Origin of the sequence: Mixta tenebrionis (assembly GCF_006517625.1) — a bacterium.
In the GTDB taxonomy this organism is placed as follows: Bacteria; Pseudomonadota; Gammaproteobacteria; order Enterobacterales; family Enterobacteriaceae; genus Mixta; species Mixta tenebrionis.
This window is the reverse complement of the sequence record NZ_VHQI01000003.1, coordinates 338,446-361,656: the sequence shown is the minus strand read 5'-3', so window position 1 is coordinate 361,656 and position 23,211 is coordinate 338,446. Positions and strand designations below refer to the sequence as shown.

The following is a 23,211-nucleotide window of genomic DNA, read 5'->3' as shown; positions in this document are numbered from 1 at the left end:
AGCGCAGCATGGGGTTAATACTGGCGAAAGCGGACTATTTTCCCTCGGAGGCGATGCCGGTAGCGGTAGAGGATCGCGCGCCGCAGCCTGGATTTGCTCCGCATCGCCATGAGTTCAATGAGATCGTTATCGTCTGGCGCGGCAACGGCCTGCACGTGCTGAACGATCGCCCGTGGCTGATCACCTGCGGCGATCTTTTTTATATTCGTCATAACGACTGCCACAGCTTCGAATCGGTCAACGATCTGGTGCTGGATAATATTCTTTACTGCCCGGAACGCTTTCGGCTGGGGCTGGAGTGGTCGCAGCTGCTGCCGCTGGATGAGGCTGACTATCGCGCCCGCTGGCGTTTAACCACGCGCGGCATGGCGCTGGTACGCGGGGTAATCTCTCAGCTGGAGCAGGAAAGCCGCAAAACCGATATGCTGTCGATGCAGCTGGCGGAAGCGCTGTTTTTGCAGCTGATGCTGATTCTGCGCCGGCATCGCTACGAGGCCGATCGCGCCGGGGAGCTGCCGGAGGGCGAGCAGCTCGATCTGCTGATGTCGGCGATCCAGGCCAATAGCGGCCGCCCTTTCGATTTCGCCGCCTTCTGCCACCACAATCAGCTCAGCGAGCGGGCGCTGAAGCAGCTGTTCCGTCAGCAAACCGGCATGACGATTGGCCACTATCTGCGTCAGCTGCGGCTTTGTCAGGCGAAACATCTGCTGCGCAGTACCGATCTGCTGATTGGCGAGGTGGCGGCACGCTGCGGCTTTGACGACAGCAACTATTTTTCCGTCGTCTTTACCCGCGAAACGCAGCTGACGCCCAGCGCGTGGCGGCAACGTTTTATGCGTGCCGGTAAAGGCGCGCAGGCAGTAGCCGAGCAATAAAAAAGCCAGCACGCGCCTTACGCGGCTGGCCCCTGCCCGGCTATTTAGCCCGCCATACCCAGGCCAACGATATTCGCCGCCAGAATAATCACCAGGCAACCAACCGAGAGCACGCTGACCGGACGACGCCCTACCGACTGCCACTCTTTCAGCAGCAGGCCGACAATACCGCCGCACAGCACATAGAGACTCATATGCAGCATCCAGCTAACGAAATCATACTGCGGCGGAATGTTGGCGTGTCCCCAGGCGTAAAAGAAGAATTGCAGATACCACATCAGGCCGCCGAGCATCGCAAAACTTATATTGGCCAGCAGCAGCGGCTTCGCCAGCGAGAGATCGGCGCGCAGCGACAGTGAAGGTTTGAGCGCCAGGCGGATAAAGCAGTAGGCCAGGTTGACCAGCGCGCCGCCGCCCATAATCACCACATAGCTGGGCAGCGCCACGTAGAGCGGATCGATACCGGCCGCGGCCGCGGCTTCATGCATCGGCTTCGCCGCATCCATCGCAAAAGACATCCCGGCTGAGAAAATCCCGCACATAACCGCCAGCACCAGCCCTTTTTTCAGGTTGAACTCTTCCGCGCTGATCCCCATCGCACGCTCTTTCAGGAAGCCGGCGCGCGATACAATAGCAACGCCGATTAGCGCAACCAGCACGCCCAGCAGCGTCATACGTCCGCCGGTGGAGCTGAACAGCACCATAAAACGCCCCTGCAACAGCGGCGTCATCAGCGTGCCCACGACCAGCGTAATGCCAATGGCGATGCCGATACCCATCGACATGCCGAGATAGCGCATTGTCAGCCCGTAGTTAACGTTGCCGATGCCCCACATGGCGCCAAACAGAAACACCGGCAGCAGCTGCGCCAGCGTGAACTGCTGGAAGTAGCCCCAGAAATCGGGCAGCAGCACGGCGCTCACCGCCCACGGCAGAATCAACCACGACATAATGCCGCCTACCGACCACATCGTTTCCCAGGACCACTGTCTGACGCGTTTCAACGGAGCATAAAAACAGGCGGCGCTGGCGGCACCCACCAGATGCCACAAAATACCTGCCAGGATTGCGTTGTTCATCGTTATTCCTTTGTAAGGTTGAGGCCGCGGGAGAAGAGTCTCCCGGTTACCGCGAGTCTAAAGAGTTCATTTCCTCCTCAGCCTTTCGCTGGCTGCCCGGTCGGTAAGCTCTGTGGCAAAAATAAGCAGGTGGCCTCGATAGCGATCACAAATCCATTACATCACCGCTGCGTCAGCAAAAGCGCAGTTCGGTTTATAACCTGTTGCAAATAAAGAAATTTACCGCTTTTGCCGCCCTAATCAGCTCAATTTATGCATTTTTGCCAGCCAGAGACGCAGGCTGGCAGGCAGATGAAGGTAAAAGGCGGGGTGGCAGGCCATGGTGATTCGATGATACAAAATATTATCATTTCATTAACCATGAAAACCAAAATCAACAACGGAGACCAGCCCGATGACCACCCTACAAAAACAGATGTTTATTGATGGCGCCTTTACTTCACATCAGGGCCGCTGGATTGATGTGCTTAACCCGGCAACCGAAGCCGTTATCGCCCAGGTACCGGAAGGCAGCGTGGCGGACGCCCGACGCGCCATCGATGCCGCCGCCGCGGCGCAGCCCGCCTGGGAAGCGCTGCCGGCGGTAGAGCGCGGCGTCTGGCTGCATAAAATCGCCGCCGGCATCCGCCAGCGCGCGGCGGAGCTGACGGCGGTTATCGTCGCTGAAGGAGGGAAAACGCAGGGGCTGGCGCAAACCGAGGTGCAGTTTACCGCCGACTACCTGGACTACATGGCGGAATGGGCGCGGCGCTATGAGGGAGAAATTGTGCAGAGCGACCGCCCCAACGAAAATATTTTCGTCTTTAAAAGGGCTATCGGCGTCACCACCGGCATTCTGCCGTGGAATTTCCCCTTCTTTCTTATCGCCCGCAAGGCGGCGCCAGCGTTGATTACCGGCAATACCATCGTGCTGAAGCCCAGCGAGGTCACGCCGCTGAACGCCGCCCTCTTTGCCGAGATCGTGCAACAGGTGGGTTTACCCAGCGGCGTATTTAATATCGTTTTCGGCTACGGCCCGGTGGTAGGCCAGGAGCTGGCCGCCAATGCCAAAGTCGGTCTGGTAAGCCTGACCGGCAGCGTGAACGCCGGCATCCAGACCATGGCTGCAGCGGCGCAAAACGTTACGAAGGTTGCGCTGGAGCTGGGCGGCAAGGCGCCGGCGATTGTGATGAACGATGCCGATCTCGATCTGGCGGTAAAAGCGATCGTCAGTTCGCGCATTATTAACAGCGGCCAGGTATGTAACTGCGCGGAACGGGTTTACGTACAGGAAGAGATTTACGACGCCTTTATGACGCGCCTGACCGCGGCCTTCAGCCAGATCCGCTGGGGCAACCCGGCGGAGCAGCGCGATATCGATATGGGGCCGTTGATTAACGCCGCCGCCCTGCAGCGGGTGGAGGAGAAAGTGGCGCAGGCGCTGGAACAGGGCGCAACGTTGGTTACCGGCGGGAAACGCGCCGCCGCGCCGGGCTATTTTTTTCAGCCAACCATCCTCAGCGGGGTAACCCAGCAGATGGCGATAATGCAGGAGGAGATTTTCGGCCCGGTATTGCCGGTTGCCAGCTTCCGCACGCTGGATGAGGCGATCGCGCTGGCTAACGACAGCGAGTATGGCCTGACCTCCTCGCTGTACACCCAAAACCTGAATACCGCGATGAACGCGCTGCGCCAGCTAAAATTTGGCGAAACCTATATCAACCGGGAAAATTTCGAGGCGATGCAGGGCTTTCACGCCGGCTGGCGCAAATCGGGCATCGGCGGCGCCGACGGACGACATGGTCTGGAAGAATATCTGCAAACCCAGGTGGCCTATTTACAGTTCAGCGCCTCCTGAAGCGAAACTATGCCGCCTTGTCGGGCGGCGCCGACGGATGACACCGCCGGGAAGAATATCTGCAAACCCAGGCGCCCCGTTCGCGGTTCAGCGCCTCCTAAGCGAAACTATGCCGCCGCCTTATCGGGCGGCGGCGCGCCGGCATCAGGCTGGCGCAATCAGAAAGATACCCATTCATCCGCTGCGCCGGGGAGAGCGGACGCTGGACGCCGATGCGGCGGTACAGCAGCGTCCGGCGCCGCTTTCCCCCCCTGAGCGCTGCTCTGCGCCGACAGCCGGAACTTCGCGACCGAGCGCTGTAAATCCTCAGTCTGGCGCTCCAGCGCGCTGGCGGCGGTGGAAACTTCTTCAACCAGCGAGGCGTTCTGCTGCGTTACCGTATCCATTTCGGCAACGGCGATGCCTACCTGTGTGATGCCTTTGCTCTGCTCCTCCGAGGCGGAGGCGATCTGTTTCATAATCGCGGTAACATGGCTAACCGCCTGCAGAATGGCGTCCATGGTGCTGCCTGCTTGATTAACCAGCGTTGAGCCGCTGCTAACGCGCTGCGCCGAATCGTCGATCAGCGCTTCAATCTCTTTGGCCGCGCCGGCGCTGCGGCTGGCCAGGTTGCGTACCTCGCTGGCCACCACCGCAAAGCCGCGTCCCTGTTCGCCGGCGCGCGCCGCCTCTACCGCTGCGTTCAGCGCCAGGATATTGGTCTGAAAGGCAATACTGTTAATCACGCTGGTGATTTCCGCGATTTTCTTTGAGCTTGCCGCAATGCCCGACATGGTATCTACCACCTCATTCACCAGCCTGCCGCCTTCGCTGGCGGTCAGCGAGGCGTTATCAGCCAGTTCGCTCGCCTGACGCGCATGCTCCGCGTTCAGCTTCACCGTTGCCGTTAGCTGCTCCATGCTGGCGGCGGTCTGCTCCAGCGCCGCCGCCTGCTGCTCGGTGCGTGAAGAGAGATCGTTGTTGCCGACGGAGATTTCCGCCGCGCCGCGATAGATATTCTCCGTGCCGCCGCGGATGGCGCTAACGGCGTCGCGCAGGCTATCCTGCATGGCGCGCAGCAACGGTACCAGCTTGCCGACGCAGTTGCGGCCGAAATCATCGATCGGCTGGCTCAAATCCCCTTCGGCGATACTGCGGAAGCGATCGCGAATACGTTCCAGCGGGCGCACCAGCATGGTAACCAGATAGCGATCGGTAAACAGCAGAATCAGCAGGCCGCAAAATACCGCCGCAATAATGGTGATGCGGGTAATAATGGTGATGCGATCCACGGCAACGCGCGTCTGGTCGAGCATCACGCCCGCCGCCGCGTTATATTTATCCGCCAGCGCGCCAAACTCACGGCTAAGCGCCGGGGTAACGCTGTTGGCATGGCGGCGGTAATCCTCCAGCGAGCCCTGCTGCGCCAGCCGCAACTGCGGCCTGACGCCCTGCTCCAGCAGCTGCGTCCAGCGATCTTCTACCGCCCTGGAGGTGGCGGCATCCATCGGTCCCGGCGCCGCCGCCTTAAACTGCGCCAGCTGCTGCGTCATGCCATCCAGCGCTTGTTGCACCTTAGCAAAGGCCGCGGCATCCGGCGTTTCTCCGGCGGCGCGTCTTTCCATTACGCGGGCAAGACGGGTCACAAAGCGGAAATATTGATCGTTTCCTTTACTGAGCGTGCTCATCTGCGCCACCAGCTGGCGATCGACGCGGTTTCCCGCGCTCAGGGCGTTTAATGAATGGACGCTGTAGATGCCAACCGCCGCCCAGAGCAGGCAAAACAGACCAAGGATAGAAAGCATAACGGCGCGTATGGTGAAATTTTTTAATAGCTGCATAGCTGCCTCAGTTCGGTCAATAACCGTGGATATACCGCCTCTGCGGCGGGCTTCCCGACTGTTATCGGCAGCGTCCGGCAAAAATATACTGTTTTATCGCCGCGTTAAGGGCTGGCTTCCACCGCGTTGCCGCCAGATTTTTGCGGCTAACCGCACGCTGCGGCTAATTTTTTATCCGGCGGAGAGCCGGCCGCGCGCTGCAGGCACGGAGACAGCCGCAGGCGCAGATTCTGCTTACAGCCGCACCATCGCACGCGCCAGCAAACGCAACAGGCGCAGCCGTAACCGCATCAGGCGTCGCTGCGGCACGATCGCCGCCTCTCCCCTGACGCCAAAACGCAGCGTAATATCCTGGCCTGCGCGCCAGATCGGCCAGACGATCTCTCCCGGCAGCTGATGGGAAAACTCCGTCGCCTCCTGCGCAAAGCGCAGCCAGTACGCGCTGATGCGCTGGGCAAACTGCCGATCGCCGGCGGTAAAGGGACGATCCGCCAGCTGCACGTTTTCCGCATTCAGCGTATCCATCACGTAAGGGATTTCATTGCCGTGCCAGCTGCCATAGCGGCAGAGATCGCGCGAGTTTTCTGACACGTAGTCAAAATAGTAGCGCCAGCCCGGCACGCCCCGACGCTGCTGCGCCTGCACCGCCAGCAGCGTCATGGTGCCGAAGGCCATATCCCGCGCCACCTTGCGTCCCAGCCGCAGATCGTCATACTCGTCATAAAGCGAGCGGATCAGCTTCAGCAACAGCGGACGTCGCGCGCGCAGATCGCTAATCACGGCGCTGACGTTAACGCCGAAATATTCCAGCACGCTGGCCTCATCGCTGTTATAGCCGATCATTAGCGGCCAGCGATGCTGGCGCGCCGCGGCGAAAACGTCCATCATCGGCTGCGGCAGCACCCGATCGCCCGCGATAGCCACCGGCCCGTTGCCCAAATGAGCGGGCAGCGACCAGAAACTGTCGGCGGGCAAAGCGCGCAGCTCTTCCGCCGTGGCGTTATCCAGCCCCAGATGGCGCGCCGTCGCCACACCGCTGGCCAGCGCCTCGTCGCGTTTTTTATCCGCCAGGCTGTAGGCGCTCTGCACAATACCTTTATGAAACAGCCCGGCCGCCAGCGGCGATGCAAACAGCGACAGCACGCTGCGCCCGCCGGAGGATTCGCCAAAAATAGTGACGTTGCGCCGATCGCCGCCGAAAGCGGCGATGTTACGCTGCACCCACTGCAGCGCGGCGATCTGATCCAGCAGCGCAAAGTTATTGATTGCCTCCCCCGGCGGCGCTTCGGCATCCAGCGCCGGATGCGCAAAGAAGCCCAGGTGTCCCAGCCGGTAGTTAAGCGTTACCAGTACCACGCCGCGCGCGGCCAGCGCCCGCCCGTGGTAAGGCGGCAGGCTGCCTGCGCCGATGCTGAAACCGCCGCCGTGGATCCAGACCATTACCGGCAGCGCGCGCGCCGGCGCCATTTCCGGCGTCCAGACGTTTAAATAAAGACAATCCTCACTCAGCTGGCCGGGATCGCCGCCGCCCGCCAGTACGCAATATTCACGGTTTTGCCAGCTGGCGTTGCCCCATTGCAGGGCATCGCGTACGCCCTGCCATGGAACCACCGGCTTTGGGCCGCGCCAGCGCAGCGCGCCAACCGGCGGCGCGGCATAGGGAATACCTTTGAAAACGAAAATCCCATCGTCAAGCGTCCCGCGTAATGCACCTTCAGCTGTGTGTAGGGTTAAAGGTTCATTTCTCATTATTTTTTCCATTGTAAAGCCCGGTTTTATTATTCGCAGGCTCGGTTTCATTGTCCATGCTGGCAGCGATTTTGCAGATTATGCTGATGCCGCCGACCGCGCGCCCGCTTTCGCCTGCTGGCGATACGGACCAACGATAAAAAAAACCGGCGCGACGATACGGACGCAGGCGCGCAGGGGAGATAAATAAAATTTATATTTTTTAGCAGCAGGCCGGCAGCGCGGCCTGCTATGGCAGGATGAGAGTAAAAACGCCGGATCGGCAGATTAGCGATCCGACAATCCGCAGCGGCGCAGGCTTTCCGCCTGACGCGCCGCATAGAGCGCCATTTCATCGGTTACCGGCGCGCCCAGCGCGGCCTCAAATTCCGCACGTCCGGCGCCGGCGGAAAAGGTTTCCCGCGCGCCGGCGCCAAGGTTGGACTGAAAGATACCGGCGGCGCTGACCGGCAGAAAATCCTCATATACCTGCGGCTCGGCCGCCAGCAGCCCCTGCGCAATCAGCGTTTCGCAGTCCGCGTGCGGCGATATTCCCTGCCGGCGCCCCTGCTCCGTTAGCCGGTATTCGAACCAGGCAAGCCGCTGCTGGCGTAACGCCTGCTCGCTGTCCGGGAAAGCGCTGAAGGCGGCAGCCAGCGCCTGCTGATGTTGCTGATTGTCCGCGCCGCCGCCCGCCTGCGCCAACAGTCGATCATAGCGTTCGCGCCCGGCTGGCGTCAGCGCGACGCCGCGCTGCTCAATTTCGCCAAAGCGCGCCGTATGACATCCTGCGCTGCCGTCGCGAAAATTCACCGCCTCTTCCAGCGCCTTAAAGCTGGTTTGACGCAGCAGGATCGGTACGCAGCGGCGCGGCGGCCCTTCGATAATCGCCTTCGGCGTGATGCCATGCTGCGGCATCAGCGCCTGCACCCGATCGATATCGAGCGTACGCGGCGTCAGGTGATTGATATGGCAGCCGGGAAAACAGACCACGTCGGCGATAAGCCGGTGCTGCTGATGCAGCGCATCGTAGGTGGCGCGATCGACCGTGGTTTGCCGGTGCCAGCGAAAGGTTTCCAGCGCCTCGCGCACAAACTCGTCCGCCTGCTGTTCATTCAGTCCGCCCTGGCGCTGATGCTGCGCGATCAGCGTCAGACAGCGCGGCGTAAAGATCTGGCGCGCAGCCAGTATCGATGCGGCTTTCTGCCGCAGCGCGCCCTCTGTGATCAGCTCCAGCCGCAGCAGAGAGGTAAACAAACGAAACGGATTGCGCCGTAGCGCATCGCCTTCAAGCGGACGAAACGCCGTGGAGTGTACCGGCACGCCCGCAGGGGCCAGATCGTAATAGCCCACCGGATACATCCCCATGATGGCGAACAGCTGGCGTAGCGTATTCAGCTCCTGCGCGCTGCCAACGCGAATCGCGCCGTGGCGCTCCACGCTGAGGCGCGCCAGATCGTCCGCCGCCGTCAGGCGCTCAGCCAGCGCCCGATCCTGCGCCAGCACCTGTTGATTCACCTGCGCCACCAGCTTCAGCAACGTGCCATACTGCGGCACCTCCTGCTGGTACATTACGGACATCGCCTGCGAAAAACGTTCGCGGAGGGTATCCGCGCTGACAAACTGTTCCATAGCTCCGCCTTATTTGCCCATACCTGCCGTCACTGTAAAGCAAGCGTCAACGCGGCGGAGAATAGATGTTAAATTTGTGATCGATGCGGTAAAAGTGCGCTGCAGGTTGTTGTCACGTCGGGTTTACACAAACGGGCAGAGAGGTTGCTACCCTCGCCGCTGCTTGGCCAGCAGCATCAACGAGGTCAGCAGCGCCGGCAGCGCCAGCAGCATAAATATCTGGCTGAAGGACCAGCCCAGCGTCAGCATTTCCGCCCCTACGGCGGCGCTGAGAATGGCTCCCAGACGCCCGATGCCGTGCATCCAGCTGGCGCCGGTGGCACGCGCCTGCACCGGATAGTAGCTGGCCGCCAGCGCGTTCATGCCGGTATTGGCGCCGTTAAAGCAAAATCCGCAGCAGAAGGCGATGCCCGCCATCAGCTGCGGTTGCGCCGGCACGCTGCCAAGCAGCAGCGTCGCCAGAGCGCCGGCGGCATAGATGGCTGCCAGCGCCAGGTTAGCGTTGATGCGATCCATCAGCCAGCCGGCAAACAGCGATCCCAGCGTGCCGCCCGCCTGATACATGGCGGTAATCAGCGCGGCGGCGGTAACGCTCAGCCCCAGATCGCCAATTAAAGCCGGCATCCAGCTGCCAATCAGATAGACCAGAAACAGCCCCATAAAATAGCCGCCCCACAGCATCAGGCTGCCGAAGCGGTATCGCCCGGAAAGCACCGTACCGACGGCGCTGGCTTCGGGCGCCGCCGCGGGATAGAGAAAGCGGCCGTCGCCAGGCATCGCCTCCGGCCACATTTTAGCGACAATCGCGCGAATGCGCGCCGCCGGCGCCTGGCGCGCCAGCAGGAAGCGCACCGATTCAGGCAGACAGCACAGCAGCAGCGGCACCAGCAGCAGCGGTAAAATCCCGCCCATCAGCAACACCGTATGCCAGCCGAAATTGGGGATCAGCCATGAGGCGGCCACTCCGCCGCTGGCGGCGCCGAAGGTGAAACCGCAAAATACTACGGTGATCAGAAAAGCGCGTCTACGCTCCGGGACATACTCTGAAATCAGCGTCGCCACGTTCGGCATCGCCGCGCCCAGCCCCAGGCCGGTTAGCAGCCGAAACAGCATGATCTGCCCGATGTTCTGCGCCATCGCCGTTGCCAGCGTCCAGAGACCAAAAAAGAACACGCTGCCGATAATAATCCAGCGCCGCCCGTAGCGGTCGGCCAGCGGACCGGCAAACATCGCTCCCAGCGCCAGCCCAACCAGCGCGGCGCCAATCGCCAGACCGAGCTGATGGCTGGTGATCTGCCACGCGCTGCGCAATGCTGGCGCAATAAACCCCATTAGCGCGATATCCATACCGTCCATCGCCACGATAATAAAGCTCAGCGTAATCAGGCGGCGCTGAAAGGCGTTGAGTCCGTGCTGATTAATAAGCTGGCGCACGTCAATGGCTTGTGTACTGTTCAGAACGCTACCTCCACGGCCGGCGGCTGGCTATCGCCTCTGGTCCAAAATAGGATAGAAATACTTATCATAACGAAACGCTATCGTATTTGGCTATGTCCTTGTCCTGGTACGTAAAAGGCGCAGATATTTTTTTAATTATTTACTTTCATGGCGTTAAAAAAACATTAGCCATACAGAAAAGTTATCCTGAAAAGAAGTAAGATTACTTTTGCGCGCTTAAGACAGGCGAAATCTTCTTCCGACGGGATTAATGTTAAATTTAATTTTCAATAAAGTTAACAAAATCACCATATGACGCTTGCGTTTGTTCCATTAGCCTTTCTACTCTCTGCTTATGGAAAAAAACTATCTGTTTAATCAGCGCATTCGACTGCGCCATCTACATACGTTCGTTGCGGTCGCGCAGCAAGGTACGCTGGGCCGCGCGGCGGAAACGCTCAGCCTGAGCCAGCCCGCGTTATCAAAAACGCTTAACGAACTGGAGGAGCTGACCGGCGCGCGCCTGTTCGAGCGTGGACGCCTGGGCGCCCAGCTGACCACTATCGGCGAACAGTTTCTTACCCATGCCATCAGGGTGCTGGACGCGCTGAACCATGCCGGACAGTCATTTGCTAATCCGGCCAGCGATCGTCCGGTTACTATTCGCCTGGGGGCGCTGACCACCGCAGCGATGGGCATGCTGCCGCAGATCCTCGATCGCTTTCACCAGCAGCAGCCGCAGGCTACGGTGCAGGTAGCAACGTTACACAACAATGTGCTGCTGGCTGGCCTGCGGGCGGGCGAATTCGATATCGGTATCGGACGCATGGCCGACGCCGGGATGATGGCGGGCCTGGCATACGAGCTGCTGTTTCTGGAATCGCTGCGGCTGGTGGTCAGACCTCAGCATCCGCTTTTAAGTGACAACGTCACGCTATCGCGCGCGCTGCAGTGGCCGGTGGTGATCTCTCCGGAAGGTACCGCGCCGCGCCGCATTGCGCAGGCGATGATGGAGGAGCAAGGTTGCCAGCTGCCGCCCAGCTGTGTAGAAACCTCCTCGACTTCGCTGGCGCGCCAGCTGGCGCTGCGCTACGACTACGTGTGGTTTGTTCCTTCCGGCGCGGTAAAAGAAGATCTGCTGCACAGCGCGCTGGCTGCCCTGCCCATCGCCTCGCATGGCCCCGGCGAACCGGTCGGAATTATTACTCGCTCAGGCCATACGCTGAGCCTGAGCGCTGAAATCCTGCTGGCGACCATTCGTAAAAGCCATTCGGGTTGACGGACGTTAAGCGGCCGGCGGGCGCCGGCCCGCAGGCTACCGGCTGCGTTTGGCGTGCCGTTCGCGATTATCCAGTCGCGCCTGTTCCGTTTTGCGCATGCCGACATAAAGGGCGCCGCTGCCGCCGTGCTGCGGCTGCGCCATGCAGAACGCCTGCACCTCATCAAACTGCTGAAGCCAGCGCGCCAGATAGCTGCGCACGATATTAGCGTGCGATTCATCCTCGCGTCCTTTGCCATGTACAATCAGCAGGTTGCGCAGGTTGTCCTTACGCGCCTCCATGATAAAGGCAAACAGCTGCTGGCGGCAGCTTTCCACCGGCTGGCGCAGCAGGTTCAAACTGGCATCCAGCCGGTACTTGCCAAGGCGCAGCTTATCCAGCACGCCCTGCTGGATGCCTTCAGCCTTATACTCCAGCGGTTCACTGAGCGGAACGATGTCGAGAAAGCCGCGAATAAGAAAGTTTTCCTTCTCTTCATTCAGCGGCGGGCGCGCCACCTTAGGCGCCGGCGCTTTCGGCCAGTGGATATTTGCGCAATCTTTCAGCGGGGTGACATCTTCCATGGCGTCACGAAACAGATGCTTATCGTCAAGGTTCATGGGGCCTGCCTCACGCCTGATATGTCGTGGCAATGCACGAAGAAGAAAAAGATTTATCAACCGCGGCAATGTTAACTGATTAGCAGCGCATTGCCAAAGGCGCGCTTAATACGCTATTGCAGCGAAGACTATGCGCGCTTTTTCGCCATTTGCCGCGCGTTGCCGTTGCGGTTATTTAACTGTTAACAGGATATTTTAAGACAGGCCTGATTGGAAAATTCCGCTAATGCCGGTAATTAACAAAACAAGGCATGCATTTAATCCGAAAAGTTACATTAAATTTAACTAATATTAACACCCCTGATTTTTATGCGGTTAAAAGTGCGCTTATGGATTCCATTTCGCGCTGGAAGAATGTTAAAATTGACCTCAGTCAATTATCGTCGAGGATGTCAGATGATCCCGGAAAAACGAAGCATTCGTCGCATACAGTCTGGTGGCTGCGCAATCCATTGCCAGGACTGCAGCATCAGTCAACTTTGTATCCCGTTCACGCTGAATGAACATGAGCTGGACCAGCTGGATAATATTATCGAGCGTAAAAAGCCGATTCAGAAAGGTCAGGCCCTGTTTAAGGCGGGTGACGAACTGCGTTCGCTGTATGCAATTCGCTCCGGGACCATCAAAAGCTATACCATTACCGAACAGGGTGATGAGCAGATTACCGGCTTTCATCTGGCAGGCGATCTGGTCGGCTTTGACGCTATCGGTTCCGGCCATCATCCCAGCTTCGCTCAGGCGCTGGAAACCTCAATGGTCTGTGAGATCCCCTTTGAAACGCTTGACGATCTTTCCGGCAAAATGCCCGCCCTGCGTCAGCAGATGATGCGCCTGATGAGCGGCGAAATTAAAGGCGACCAGGATATGATCCTGCTGCTGTCGAAGAAAAACGCTGAGGAACGTCTGGCGGCCTTTATCTGGAACCTGGCGCGGCGCTTTGGCCAGCGCGGCTTCTCCCAGCGTGAGTTCCGCCTGACCATGACGCGCGGCGATATCGGCAACTATCTTGGCCTGACGGTGGAAACCATCAGCCGCCTGCTGGGACGCTTCCAGAAAAGCGGCATGCTGGCGGTAAAAGGCAAATATATTACTATTGAAGACCACTCGATGCTGGCCGATCTGGCCGGTCAAAGCCGCGGCGCCGCCTGATATCTGGCCGGGTCACAATTTGTTATTTTGTTGATCCGGCTGGAACTTTTTCTCTTTTTCCTGACCTGTTAATGGGCTATCTTTAGCTGACACGCTCTGGTGTTAGGAGAAGCCGTTATGGTTAAGTATCAAAACATTCTGGTGGCGATAGATCCTGAGCAGGACGATCAGCCCGCGCTACGTCGGGCTGTCTATCTCAATCAGCGCATCGGCGGCAAAATTAAGGCCTTTTTGCCCATCTATGATTTTTCTTATGAGATGACCACCCTTCTGTCACCCGACGAGCGCGTAACCATGCGCAAAGGGGTGATCAGCCAACGGACAGAATGGATTCGTGAACAGGCGCGCGCCTATCTGGATGCGGGCGTCGCTATCGAAATCAAAGTCGTCTGGCACAACCGCCCTTTTGAAGCCATTATTCAGGAAGTATTAGCCGGCGAGCACGATTTAGTGCTGAAAATGGCGCACCAGCACGATCGGCTGGAATCGGTTATTTTCACTCCGACCGACTGGCATCTGCTGCGCAAGTGCCCCTGCCCGGTCTGGATGGTGAAAGATCAGCCCTGGCCGGAACAGGGGCGCGCGGTGGTGGCGGTCAACCTCGCCAGCGAAGAGCCGCACCATGATGAGCTGAACCAGAAACTTATCCGTGAAACCACCGAGCTGGCGGCAATGGTGAACCATACCGAAGTGCATCTGGTCGGCGCCTACCCGGTTACGCCGATTAATATCGCCATCGAACTGCCCGATTTCGATCCCAGCGTCTATAACGATGCCATTCGCGGTCAGCATCTGGTGGCAATGAAAGCGCTGCGACAAAAATTCGCCATTGATGAAAAATTTACTCACGTCGCCAAGGGCCTGCCGGAAGAAGTAATCCCCGATCTGGCGGAACACCTGAACGCAGGCGTGGTGGTACTGGGAACCATTGGGCGCACCGGGCTGTCGGCAGCTTTCCTCGGTAATACGGCGGAGCAGGTTATCGATCATTTACGCTGCGATCTGCTGGTGATTAAACCGGACCATTTCAACTCGCCGATTGAGCTGGATGACGACGAGGATGATTAACCGCCGCTGACGGCAGCGGTTGCGGGAAAAAAGAAACGGGCTGCCGACACCGCGTCGACAGCCCGTTTTAACAGGTTTAAAGCGCTTTCAGAATAGCATCGACGCTCTCTTTAGCATCGCCAAACAGCATCTGCGTATTCTCTTTAAAGAACAGCGGATTCTGCACCCCGGCATAGCCGGTATTCATTGAGCGTTTAAATACCACCACGTTTTGCGCCTTCCATACCTCCAGCACCGGCATGCCGGCAATCGGACTGCGCGGATCTTCCTGCGCGGCGGGGTTAACGGTATCGTTGGCGCCAATCACCAGCACCGTATCGGTATCGGCGAAGTCATCGTTAATTTCATCCATCTCCAGCACTACGTCATAGGGGACTTTCGCCTCCGCCAGCAGCACGTTCATATGCCCAGGCAGACGTCCCGCCACCGGATGGATGCCGAAACGCACTTTAACGCCGCGCGCGCGCAGTTTTTCCGTCAGCTCAGCTACCGGATACTGCGCCTGCGCTACCGCCATGCCGTAGCCGGGAGTAATAATGACCGAGGAGGAGCCTTTCAACAGCTCGGCGGTATCCTGCGCGCTGATTTCACGATACTCGCCGCTCTCCCCTTCATCGCCGGTCGCAGTGCCGTCGCTGCCGAAGCCGCCGGCGATAACGCTGATAAAGGAGCGGTTCATCGCTTTACACATAATGTAGGAAAGGATGGCGCCGGAAGAGCCGACCAGCGCGCCGGTAACGATCAGCAGGTCGTTGCTTAGCATAAAGCCCGCCGCCGCCGCCGCCCAGCCGGAGTAGGAGTTCAGCATCGAAACCACTACCGGCATATCCGCCCCGCCGATCGAAGCCACCAGGTGCCAGCCGAAGGCCAGCGCAATCACCAGCATAATCAGCAGCGCAAAGACCTGCAGCCCGACGCTCTCAGTGCGCACAAACATCACCAGCAGCAGGAAAGAGAGCACCAGCGCCAGCAGGTTGAGCTTGTGACGATGCGGCAGCATCAGCGGACGCGAAGAGATTTTGCCGCGCAGCTTGCCGAACGCCACCACCGAACCGGTAAAGGTCACCGCACCGATAAAGATGCCGAGGAAGATTTCGGTGAGGTGGATATTCTCCATCACCGCTTCCAGCCCCGGCCCGTGATCGATATAGCTGTTGATGCCAACCAGCACCGCAGCCAGACCAACGAAGCTGTGCAGGATCGCCACCAGCTCCGGCATCTCGGTCATCTCAACTTTTCTTGCCAGATGGATGCCGATCGCGCCGCCGATAACCATCGCCAGCAGGATCCAGCCGATGCTGCCGGAATCAGGGCCGAAGATAGTCGCCAGCAGCGCAATCGCCATGCCCGCCATGCCGAAAATATTACCCTGCTTCGAGGTTTCATGCTTTGAAAGCCCCGCCAGGCTGAAGATAAAAAGTATGGCCGCAACAATATAGGCCGCAGTCACTAATCCGCCAGACATATTGTTACTCCTTAGTTTTTACGAAACATTTTCAACATCCGCTGGGTGACGGTAAAACCGCCGAAGATGTTGATACTGGCAATCAGCACGGCGATAAAGGCAAAGAAAGTTACCCAGCCGCCATGCCCAATCTGCAACAACGCGCCCACGACGATAATACCGGAGATGGCGTTAGTTACCGACATCAGCGGCGTATGCAACGCATGGCTGACGTTCCACACCACGTAATACCCCACCACGCAGGAGAGCGCGAAAACGGTAAAGTGCGAGAGGAAAGCGGCGGGCGCCACGTTAGCCAGACAGGCAAACAGAACAATCGCCAGCGCCAGCAGCAGATATTTACGCCACGGCGCGGCGGGTTTCGCCTCCGCCGCCGGAGAAACCGTTTCCGGCTGTGCGGCTTTCGGCGCCGCGGAAACCTGAATCGGCGGCGCGGGCCAGGTGATCTCTCCGGCGCGCACCGTAGTTACGCCGCGGATAACCACGTCTTCGAAATCGATGTCGATTTCGCCGTTTTTCTCTTTACACAGCAGCTTCAGCAGGTTCACCAGGTTGGTGCTGTAAAGCTGAGAGGACTGGGTCGGCAGGCGGCTGGGCAGATCGGTATAGCCGATAATTTTGACCCCGTTCTCGCTGGTGATAATGCGATCGGCCACGCTAAGCTCGCAGTTACCGCCGGTTTGCGCCGCCAGATCCACCACCACGCTGCCGGGCTTCATGGCGGCCACCATCTCAGCGGTGATCAGGCGCGGCGCCGGTTTGCCCGGAATCAGCGCGGTGGTGATAATAATATCCACCTCTTTCGCCTGAGCGGCGAACAGCGCCATCTCTGCGGCGATAAACGCCGGCGACATCACTTTGGCATAGCCGTCGCCGCTGCCCGCTTCTTCCTGAAAATCCAGCTCCAGGAACTCCGCGCCCATGCTTTGCACCTGCTCCTTTACTTCCGGGCGGGTATCAAAAGCGCGAACGATAGCGCCGAGGCTGCGCGCCGCGCCGATAGCGGCCAGGCCAGCCACGCCCGCGCCGATAACCATCACCTTCGCCGGCGGCACCTTGCCCGCCGCGGTAATCTGGCCGGTAAAGAAGCGGCCAAATTCATGGGCCGCCTCCACTACCGCTCGGTAGCCGGCAATGTTGGCCATCGAACTGAGCGCATCAAGTGACTGCGCGCGGGAAATACGCGGCACCGCATCCATCGCCATAACGTTAATCTTGCGCGCGGCCAGCTTTTCCATCAGTTCCGGATTCTGCGCAGGCCAGATAAAACTGATCAGCGTGCTGCCTTCACGCAACAGCGCGATTTCCTCATCATCCGGCGCATTGACCTTGAGCACGATATCCGCCTGCCACGCCTGCTGGCGATCCACCAGCGTGGCGCCCGCCTGCTGATAGGCGCTGTCTTCAAAACTGGCCGCGGTGCCTGCCTGTTGCTCAATCGCCACGCTAAAGCCCAGCTTTAATAGCTGCTCTACCGTTTTAGGCGTGGCGGCAACGCGGGCTTCATTAGGCAACCGCTCTTTGGGCACTCCAATTAACATAGTCTTCCCTTTTATCGGTTAGTGTTGACCCTGAACGGCGGGATAAACGCTCCGCTGTTCGCCTCAGATTTTGTATCAAAGTGTTATAACCTACTGAATATATGACTTGCGATCTAGCCACAACGATCACGTTGGCGCTTTTCGCACAAAAATGTATTACTGAAGGGCTAATCCTTTATTTTCTCCAACAGAAGAGGCTTTACGCAGCGGCTTTATGCTGTTTTTGCCCTGCGCAAAACACAATGCAACCTTAAATTTACTTTACATTAACAATAAGTTAGCCTGATAACTGCCTTTCCTGTCCGGCTGGTGCGACAAATAAGTTAAAACAGGCGATAAATTTCTGCTGGCGACAGGCGCGCCGCCGGAGAAAAGCCGGCGTCCGTATCGCATAAATTGCCTGAGACAGCGGCCGTTATAACATGCAATAATCAACTGCTAATCTGTTACACATCAAGAGTCCAGCACGTTTTCGTACTCAATTTCTGCGTAAGGCGAAGGATTATTTTTATGAAGCTGAAGAACACTCTTCTGGTGACCGCCCTGCTGTCATCCATGACGCTCGGCGCCCAGGCGGCGCAGGAGCTTTCACCAGAAAAAGCGGCCGCGTTAAAACCATTCGAACGTATTAATATTAGCGGTCGTTTTAACTCTATAGGCGACGCCAGCGCCGCAGTCTCTAAACGTGCCGACGCTCTGGGCGCCGCGGCTTTTTATATTCAGGGCATCAACGACGCCACCGGCAACAGCGGCAACTGGCGCGTTACCGCCGATCTCTACCGCGCCGACGCGCCTGCCGCCGATAACAGCCGCAGCTATCGCTACTTCAGCGGCGTAAAAGAGCTGCCGAAAGAGGAAGCCTTTACGCTGGAACCCTATGACACGGTTTCCATTAGCGGCTTCTACCGCAGCCAGCCGGACGTCAATGAAGCGATCGGCAAGGCAGCTAAACAGAAAGGCGCGGCTTCCTTCTTTATCGTTCGCCAGATTGACGCCAACAGCGGCGGCAATCAGTACGTTACCGCCTACGTTTATAAAGCCGATGCGCCCAAACGCAAGGTGCAAAGCCCGAACCTGATTCCGCGCGATTCCGAAGCGGGTAAAGCAGCGCTGGCCGCTGGCGGCGCCGCGGCGAAACAGGTTGAACTGCCGGGCGTCGCTTCATCCGAAGCGCCAGACAGTAAGGTGGGCCGCTTCTTCGAAACCCAAACCAGCTCCGTCGATCGCTATACCGTGAACCTGCCGAACGGCGTCAAGATTCAGGAAGTAAACGCCATTACCGCAGCGCAGATGCAGCCGTTTGATACCGTAACCTTTACCGGCCATTTTGGTACGCCTACGGAAATCTCTGAAGCGGTAGCCAAACGCGCGGCCGCTAAAGGCGCGAAGTATTATCACGTCACCCGCCAGTGGCAGAACCAGAGCGGCGGCAACCTCACCGTCACCGCCGATCTGTTCAAATAATCGCCTCCCGGAGCGGCTGCGACGCCGCTCCGTCATAATCTGAATATTCTGTAGCGTTTTTTGCATAGACACGCATTGCACGACAGCCCTGCACTCCGTAAAATCGCCGCCTCATTTCAGTGCAAATGAAGGTCTCCTTCTCTTTCTGCCTGATGAAAAGACAACCGCAACGCGGTTCCCTGGTTATTTATTCTGTTTCAGGACGGTTTTTTGGACAAGAAATTAGGCCTTAGCGCGCTGACCGCGCTGGTACTCAGCTCAATGCTGGGCGCAGGGGTGTTTAGCCTGCCGCAAAATATGGCGGCCGTCGCCAGTCCGGCGGCGCTGTTAATCGGTTGGGCCATCACCGGCGCGGGCATTCTTTTTCTCTCGCTGGCGATGCTGCTGCTGACGCGTCTGAAACCGGAACTGGACGGCGGCATCTTTACCTATGCGCGCGACGGCTTTGGCGACCTGGTGGGCTTTAGCTCCGCCTGGGGATACTGGCTATGCGCGGTTATCGCTAACGTCTCCTATCTGGTGATCGTCTTTTCCGCGCTGAGCTTCTTCACCGATTCGCCGGGACATGTCGTTTTCGGCGACGGCAATACCTGGCAGGCGATGCTCGGCGCCTCCCTGCTGCTGTGGCTGGTGCACTGGCTGGTTCTGCGCGGCGTACAGACTGCCGCCAGCATCAACCTGCTCGCCACGCTCGGCAAACTGGTGCCGCTTGGGCTGTTTATCGTGCTGGCGATAATTGCCTTTAACCTCGATCGCTTTCGCTTTGATTTCACCGGCGTTGAGCTGGGACAACCGGTCTGGAGCCAGGTGAAACAGACGATGCTGATTACCCTGTGGGTGTTTATCGGCGTTGAAGGCGCGGTGGTGGTTTCCGCGCGCGCGCGCAACAAGCGCGATGTCGGCAAAGCGACGCTGCTGGCGGTACTGGCGGCGCTCTGCGTCTATCTGCTGGTTACCCTGCTGTCGCTGGGCATCGTGCCGCGCGCCGAGCTGGCGGAGATGCGCAATCCGTCAATGGCGGGACTGATGACCCGGCTAATCGGCTCCTGGGGCAACGCCGTCATTGCGCTGGGACTGGTGGTTTCGGTATGCGGCGCCTACCTGAGCTGGACGATTATGGCGGCTGAAGTGCCGTTGATTGCGGCGCAGCAGGGAGCGTTTCCGCGCAGTCTGAGCCGGCAGAACCGCCATAACGCGCCTTCCGCCTCGCTGTGGCTGACCAACGGCAGCGTGCAGGCGTGTCTGATCCTGATCTGGCTGACTAACTCCGACTACAACACGCTGCTGACTATCGCCTCTGAAATGGTGCTGGTGCCCTACTTGCTGGTGGGCGCCTATTTGCTGAAGCTGGTGTGGGGAAAAGGCCAGGCGCGCATGACCTGCGTGGCGGTCGGCGCCTGTTTATATGGTCTGTGGCTGCTTTACGCTTCCGGCCCGCTACACCTGCTGCTGTCGGTAGTGCTGTACGCGCCGGGCATGCTGCTGTTTCTGTTCGCGCGCCGCGGCGGCCGGGCGCTGCAGGCGTTAAGCACCGTCGAGCGCGCCGCCATCACCCTGCTGCTGCTGGGGACGCTGCCGGCGTCGTGGCTGCTGATGCGCTAAATTAGTGTGGGGCGGCTGGAAACTGAATGGTCAGCCGCTCTTCATGCTGCGAGAGCGACAGCGGCTTGCGATATTCACGGTGAATCGCGTCAAGCTGCTCGCCGGATAGCGGATAAGGAAGCAGAATATCGAACTGCGCAATATGCTGCTGTTCGGCCAGCGTAATCAGGCGCGCAATGTTAATTTCATCGCTAACCTGGGTTGAAATGATTTGCAGCGCTAATTCTTTTAACCGTTCGGAAGGCGGCCGCTGCGAATCCGCCGGATTACGCGTCACCATGCCGAAAATCGGCATGACGCCATAAATCGCATCGACGAAGCTCCAGCGTTTTTTGCAGGATGCAGCAAGAAAATCCGTGTAATTGAAGCAGATGCGATCTTTCAGGTCCGCCGACGCCAGCTGTTTATCTGACACCCTCACTCTCCTCCTGGCCAGAAAAAAGGGTTACAACCTGCGTTAACAACCCTTCAGATATAATGGCATAGTTTCTTCAACTTGTACTATACCTCTTACGTCATTTAATAGGCGTTGATGGTTGTTATTCTCAGAAAAGGCTATGCTGCCTGAAGTTGCGGCCTGATTATCCCGGAATCATGAATAAAATTGTTTTTGTTGAAGACGATCCTGACGTCGGCGAGCTGATTGCCGCCTGGCTCAGCCGTCACGGGCTGGAAACTATCGTAGAAAGCCGCGGCGACCGCGCGGAAGCGGTAATCGCCCGCGAACAGCCCGATTTGGTGCTGCTGGATATTATGCTGCCCGGCAAAGACGGCATGACGCTCTGCCGCGATTTGCGCGCCGTCTGGCCCGGCCCGATCGTGCTGCTCACCTCGCTGGACAGCGATATGAATCATATTCTGTCGCTGGAAATAGGCGCCAACGACTACATTCTGAAAACCACGCCGCCGGCGGTGCTGCTGGCGCGCCTGCGCCTGCATTTGCGCCAGGCGAACGCGACGCAGCATGATGAAATCGCCCCGGCGATTAACAGCCAGAAGGCGCTGCGCTTCGGCTCGCTGACCATCGATCCGCTTAATCGCCAGGTAATGCTGGGCGGTGAGATTATCGCCCTCTCCACCGCCGACTATGATTTGCTGTGGGAGCTGGCGATCCACGCCGGACAAATCCTCAACCGCGACGCGCTGCTGAAAACGCTGCGCGGCGTCAGCTATGACGGCATGGACCGCAGCATCGACGTGGCGATCTCGCGCCTGCGTAAAAAGCTGCACGACAGCGCCACCGAACCTTACCGCATTAAAACCATCCGTAACAAAGGCTACCTGTTCGCGCCGCACGCCTGGGAAACTCTCGCAGAATGAGAAAGCTTTTTATCCAGTTTTACCTGCTGCTGTTCGTCTGCTTTCTGGTGATGACCATGCTGGTCGGGCTGGTCTACAAGTTTACCGCCGAGCGCGCCGGGCGCCAGTCGATGGACGATCTGATGAAAAGCTCGCTCTATCTGATGCGCAGCGAGCTGCGCGAAATCCCGCCGCGCGACTGGAACAAAACCATCAATAATCTCGATCTCAATCTCTCCTTTAAACTGCATATTGAGCCGATGAGTAAATATCGCCTCGATGCCGGCAGCATGCGGCGCCTGCGCGCCGGAGAAATTGTCGCGCTGGATGATGAATATACTTTTCTGCAGCATATTCCCCGCAGTCGCTATGTGCTGGCGGTCGGCCCCATTCCTTATCTTTTCTATCTGCATGAAATGCGGCTGCTGGATATCGCGCTGCTGGCGTTTATCGGCATGTCGCTGGCGCTGCCGGTATTTATCTGGATGCGCCCCTACTGGAAAGATATGCTCAGGCTGGAAGCGGCGGCCCAGCGCTTCGGCCAGGGGCATCTTGACGAACGTATTCACTTCGATAACGCCTCCAGCCTGCTGCGCCTCGGCGTCGCTTTTAACCAGATGGCGGATAACGTTAATACGCTGGTCACCAGCAAGAAACAGCTGATCGATAATATCGCGCACGAGCTGCGCACGCCGCTGGTGCGCCTGCGCTACCGGCTGGAGATAAGCGATAACCTCAGCGCGCCGGAGTCCGCCGCGCTCAAACGCGATATCGGCCAGCTGGAGTCGCTGATTGAAGAGCTGTTAACCTACGCGCGCCTCGATCGCCCTCAGGTGGAGCTGTTTTTACAGCCGGTCGATCTCGCCGGCTGGCTCAGCGAACGCATCATTGATATCCGTTCGGTGCATCCGCACTACGATATCGCGCTCGATCTGCCGCAGCGTGAAAATTTCGGCGTATCGGATACCCGGCTGATGGAGCGGGTGCTGGATAATCTGGTCAACAACGCCCTGCGCTATGCGCAGCGGCGGCTACGGGTAAGCCTGTGGTTTGACCACCGGCTGGCCTGTTTACAGGTAGAGGATGACGGCCCCGGCATACCCGCCGCAGAGCGCCAGCGCGTGCTGGAACCCTTTGTCCGGCTCGATCCCAGCCGCGATCGCGCTACCGGCGGCTGCGGCCTGGGACTGGCGATTGTGCAATCAGTAGCGCAGGCGCTGGGCGGCTCTGTCGCTATCGACAGCAGCCCGCTGGGCGGCGCCAGCGTTCGCTTTTGCTGGCCGGTTGATTTACCCTTGCGGAGTGCGACGGCGCCCCGCCTTTAAACCAGCAAGGA

Annotated in this window: 18 protein-coding genes; 9 read left to right on the top strand and 9 right to left on the bottom strand. The window is 58.7% G+C overall.

The window, feature by feature from the left end:
• Positions 1-8 precede the first annotated feature (8 nt).
• Positions 9-875, top strand: coding sequence for an HTH-type transcriptional activator RhaR (gene rhaR / locus FKM52_RS07225; RefSeq protein ID WP_141175517.1), 867 nt, complete (start codon positions 9-11; stop codon positions 873-875).
• A 44-nt stretch (positions 876-919) separates the two neighbouring features.
• Here the strand turns inward: rhaR and rhaT are convergent, their stop codons facing one another.
• A complete protein-coding gene (rhaT, locus tag FKM52_RS07220; RefSeq protein WP_141175516.1) occupies positions 920-1,954 on the bottom strand; it encodes an L-rhamnose/proton symporter RhaT in 1,035 nt (344 codons plus the stop codon).
• A 394-nt stretch (positions 1,955-2,348) separates the two neighbouring features.
• Here rhaT and aldA point away from each other — a divergent pair, with 394 nt between their 5' ends.
• The gene (aldA, locus tag FKM52_RS07215; RefSeq protein ID WP_141175515.1) at positions 2,349-3,791 is read left to right on the top strand and encodes an aldehyde dehydrogenase; all 1,443 of its coding nucleotides are present in this window, start codon (positions 2,349-2,351) and stop codon (positions 3,789-3,791) included.
• A 158-nt stretch (positions 3,792-3,949) separates the two neighbouring features.
• Here the strand turns inward: aldA and FKM52_RS07210 are convergent, their stop codons facing one another.
• The 4 genes from FKM52_RS07210 to FKM52_RS07195 form a co-directional block, all read right to left on the bottom strand.
• Complete coding sequence (locus FKM52_RS07210) at positions 3,950-5,611, bottom strand: methyl-accepting chemotaxis protein (RefSeq protein WP_141175514.1); 1,662 nt, start codon at positions 5,609-5,611, stop codon at positions 3,950-3,952.
• 234 nt (positions 5,612-5,845) lie between these two features.
• A complete protein-coding gene (locus FKM52_RS07205) occupies positions 5,846-7,360 on the bottom strand; it encodes a carboxylesterase/lipase family protein (RefSeq protein WP_141175513.1) in 1,515 nt (504 codons plus the stop codon).
• Between the two features lie 267 nt (positions 7,361-7,627).
• Complete coding sequence (gene hglS, locus FKM52_RS07200; protein ID WP_141175512.1) at positions 7,628-8,971, bottom strand: 2-oxoadipate dioxygenase/decarboxylase HglS; 1,344 nt, start codon at positions 8,969-8,971, stop codon at positions 7,628-7,630.
• A gap of 147 nt (positions 8,972-9,118) precedes the next feature.
• Positions 9,119-10,429: an MFS transporter gene (locus FKM52_RS07195; RefSeq protein WP_141175511.1), complete on the bottom strand. Its 1,311-nt coding sequence runs from the start codon at positions 10,427-10,429 to the stop codon at positions 9,119-9,121.
• Between the two features lie 334 nt (positions 10,430-10,763).
• Here FKM52_RS07195 and FKM52_RS07190 point away from each other — a divergent pair, with 334 nt between their 5' ends.
• Positions 10,764-11,687 (top strand): LysR substrate-binding domain-containing protein, encoded by a 924-nt coding sequence (locus FKM52_RS07190; protein ID WP_141175510.1) that lies wholly within the window; start codon positions 10,764-10,766, stop codon positions 11,685-11,687.
• Between the two features lie 36 nt (positions 11,688-11,723).
• Here the strand turns inward: FKM52_RS07190 and smrA are convergent, their stop codons facing one another.
• Positions 11,724-12,287, bottom strand: coding sequence for a DNA endonuclease SmrA (gene smrA, locus FKM52_RS07185; RefSeq protein ID WP_141175509.1), 564 nt, complete (start codon positions 12,285-12,287; stop codon positions 11,724-11,726).
• Positions 12,288-12,683: 396 nt separating this feature from the next.
• Between smrA and FKM52_RS07180 the strand changes: the two genes are divergently transcribed.
• Both FKM52_RS07180 and uspE read left to right on the top strand, forming a co-directional pair.
• Entirely contained in the window at positions 12,684-13,436 is a 753-nt protein-coding gene (locus FKM52_RS07180; protein ID WP_141175508.1) for a fumarate/nitrate reduction transcriptional regulator Fnr, read from the top strand.
• Between the two features lie 117 nt (positions 13,437-13,553).
• Complete coding sequence (uspE, locus tag FKM52_RS07175; RefSeq protein ID WP_141175507.1) at positions 13,554-14,504, top strand: universal stress protein UspE; 951 nt, start codon at positions 13,554-13,556, stop codon at positions 14,502-14,504.
• A 76-nt stretch (positions 14,505-14,580) separates the two neighbouring features.
• Here uspE and pntB read toward each other — a convergent pair whose 3' ends face one another.
• On the bottom strand, positions 14,581-15,969 hold the full coding sequence (pntB, locus tag FKM52_RS07170) for a Re/Si-specific NAD(P)(+) transhydrogenase subunit beta (RefSeq protein ID WP_141175506.1): 1,389 nt from the start codon (positions 15,967-15,969) through the stop codon (positions 14,581-14,583).
• An 11-nt stretch (positions 15,970-15,980) separates the two neighbouring features.
• Positions 15,981-17,510 carry a Re/Si-specific NAD(P)(+) transhydrogenase subunit alpha gene (pntA, locus tag FKM52_RS07165; protein WP_141175505.1) on the bottom strand — a complete coding sequence of 510 codons (1,530 nt, stop codon included), beginning with the start codon at positions 17,508-17,510 and terminating at the stop codon, positions 15,981-15,983.
• A 510-nt stretch (positions 17,511-18,020) separates the two neighbouring features.
• Between pntA and ydgH the strand changes: the two genes are divergently transcribed.
• Both ydgH and FKM52_RS07155 read left to right on the top strand, forming a co-directional pair.
• Positions 18,021-18,974, top strand: a complete 954-nt coding sequence (gene ydgH / locus FKM52_RS07160; protein WP_141175504.1) for a DUF1471 family protein YdgH — start codon at positions 18,021-18,023, stop codon at positions 18,972-18,974.
• Positions 18,975-19,184: 210 nt separating this feature from the next.
• The gene (locus FKM52_RS07155; RefSeq protein WP_141175503.1) at positions 19,185-20,576 is read left to right on the top strand and encodes an amino acid permease; all 1,392 of its coding nucleotides are present in this window, start codon (positions 19,185-19,187) and stop codon (positions 20,574-20,576) included.
• A gap of 1 nt (position 20,577) precedes the next feature.
• Here the strand turns inward: FKM52_RS07155 and FKM52_RS07150 are convergent, their stop codons facing one another.
• Positions 20,578-20,991, bottom strand: a complete 414-nt coding sequence (locus FKM52_RS07150) for a hypothetical protein (protein ID WP_141175502.1) — start codon at positions 20,989-20,991, stop codon at positions 20,578-20,580.
• A gap of 179 nt (positions 20,992-21,170) precedes the next feature.
• Here FKM52_RS07150 and rstA point away from each other — a divergent pair, with 179 nt between their 5' ends.
• Both rstA and rstB read left to right on the top strand, forming a co-directional pair.
• Complete coding sequence (rstA, locus tag FKM52_RS07145) at positions 21,171-21,896, top strand: two-component system response regulator RstA (protein ID WP_141175501.1); 726 nt, start codon at positions 21,171-21,173, stop codon at positions 21,894-21,896.
• Positions 21,893-23,200, top strand: a complete 1,308-nt coding sequence (gene rstB / locus FKM52_RS07140) for a two-component system sensor histidine kinase RstB (protein WP_141175500.1) — start codon at positions 21,893-21,895, stop codon at positions 23,198-23,200. Before rstA ends, rstB begins: the two co-directional genes overlap by 4 nt.
• The last annotated feature ends 11 nt before the right edge of the window (positions 23,201-23,211 follow it).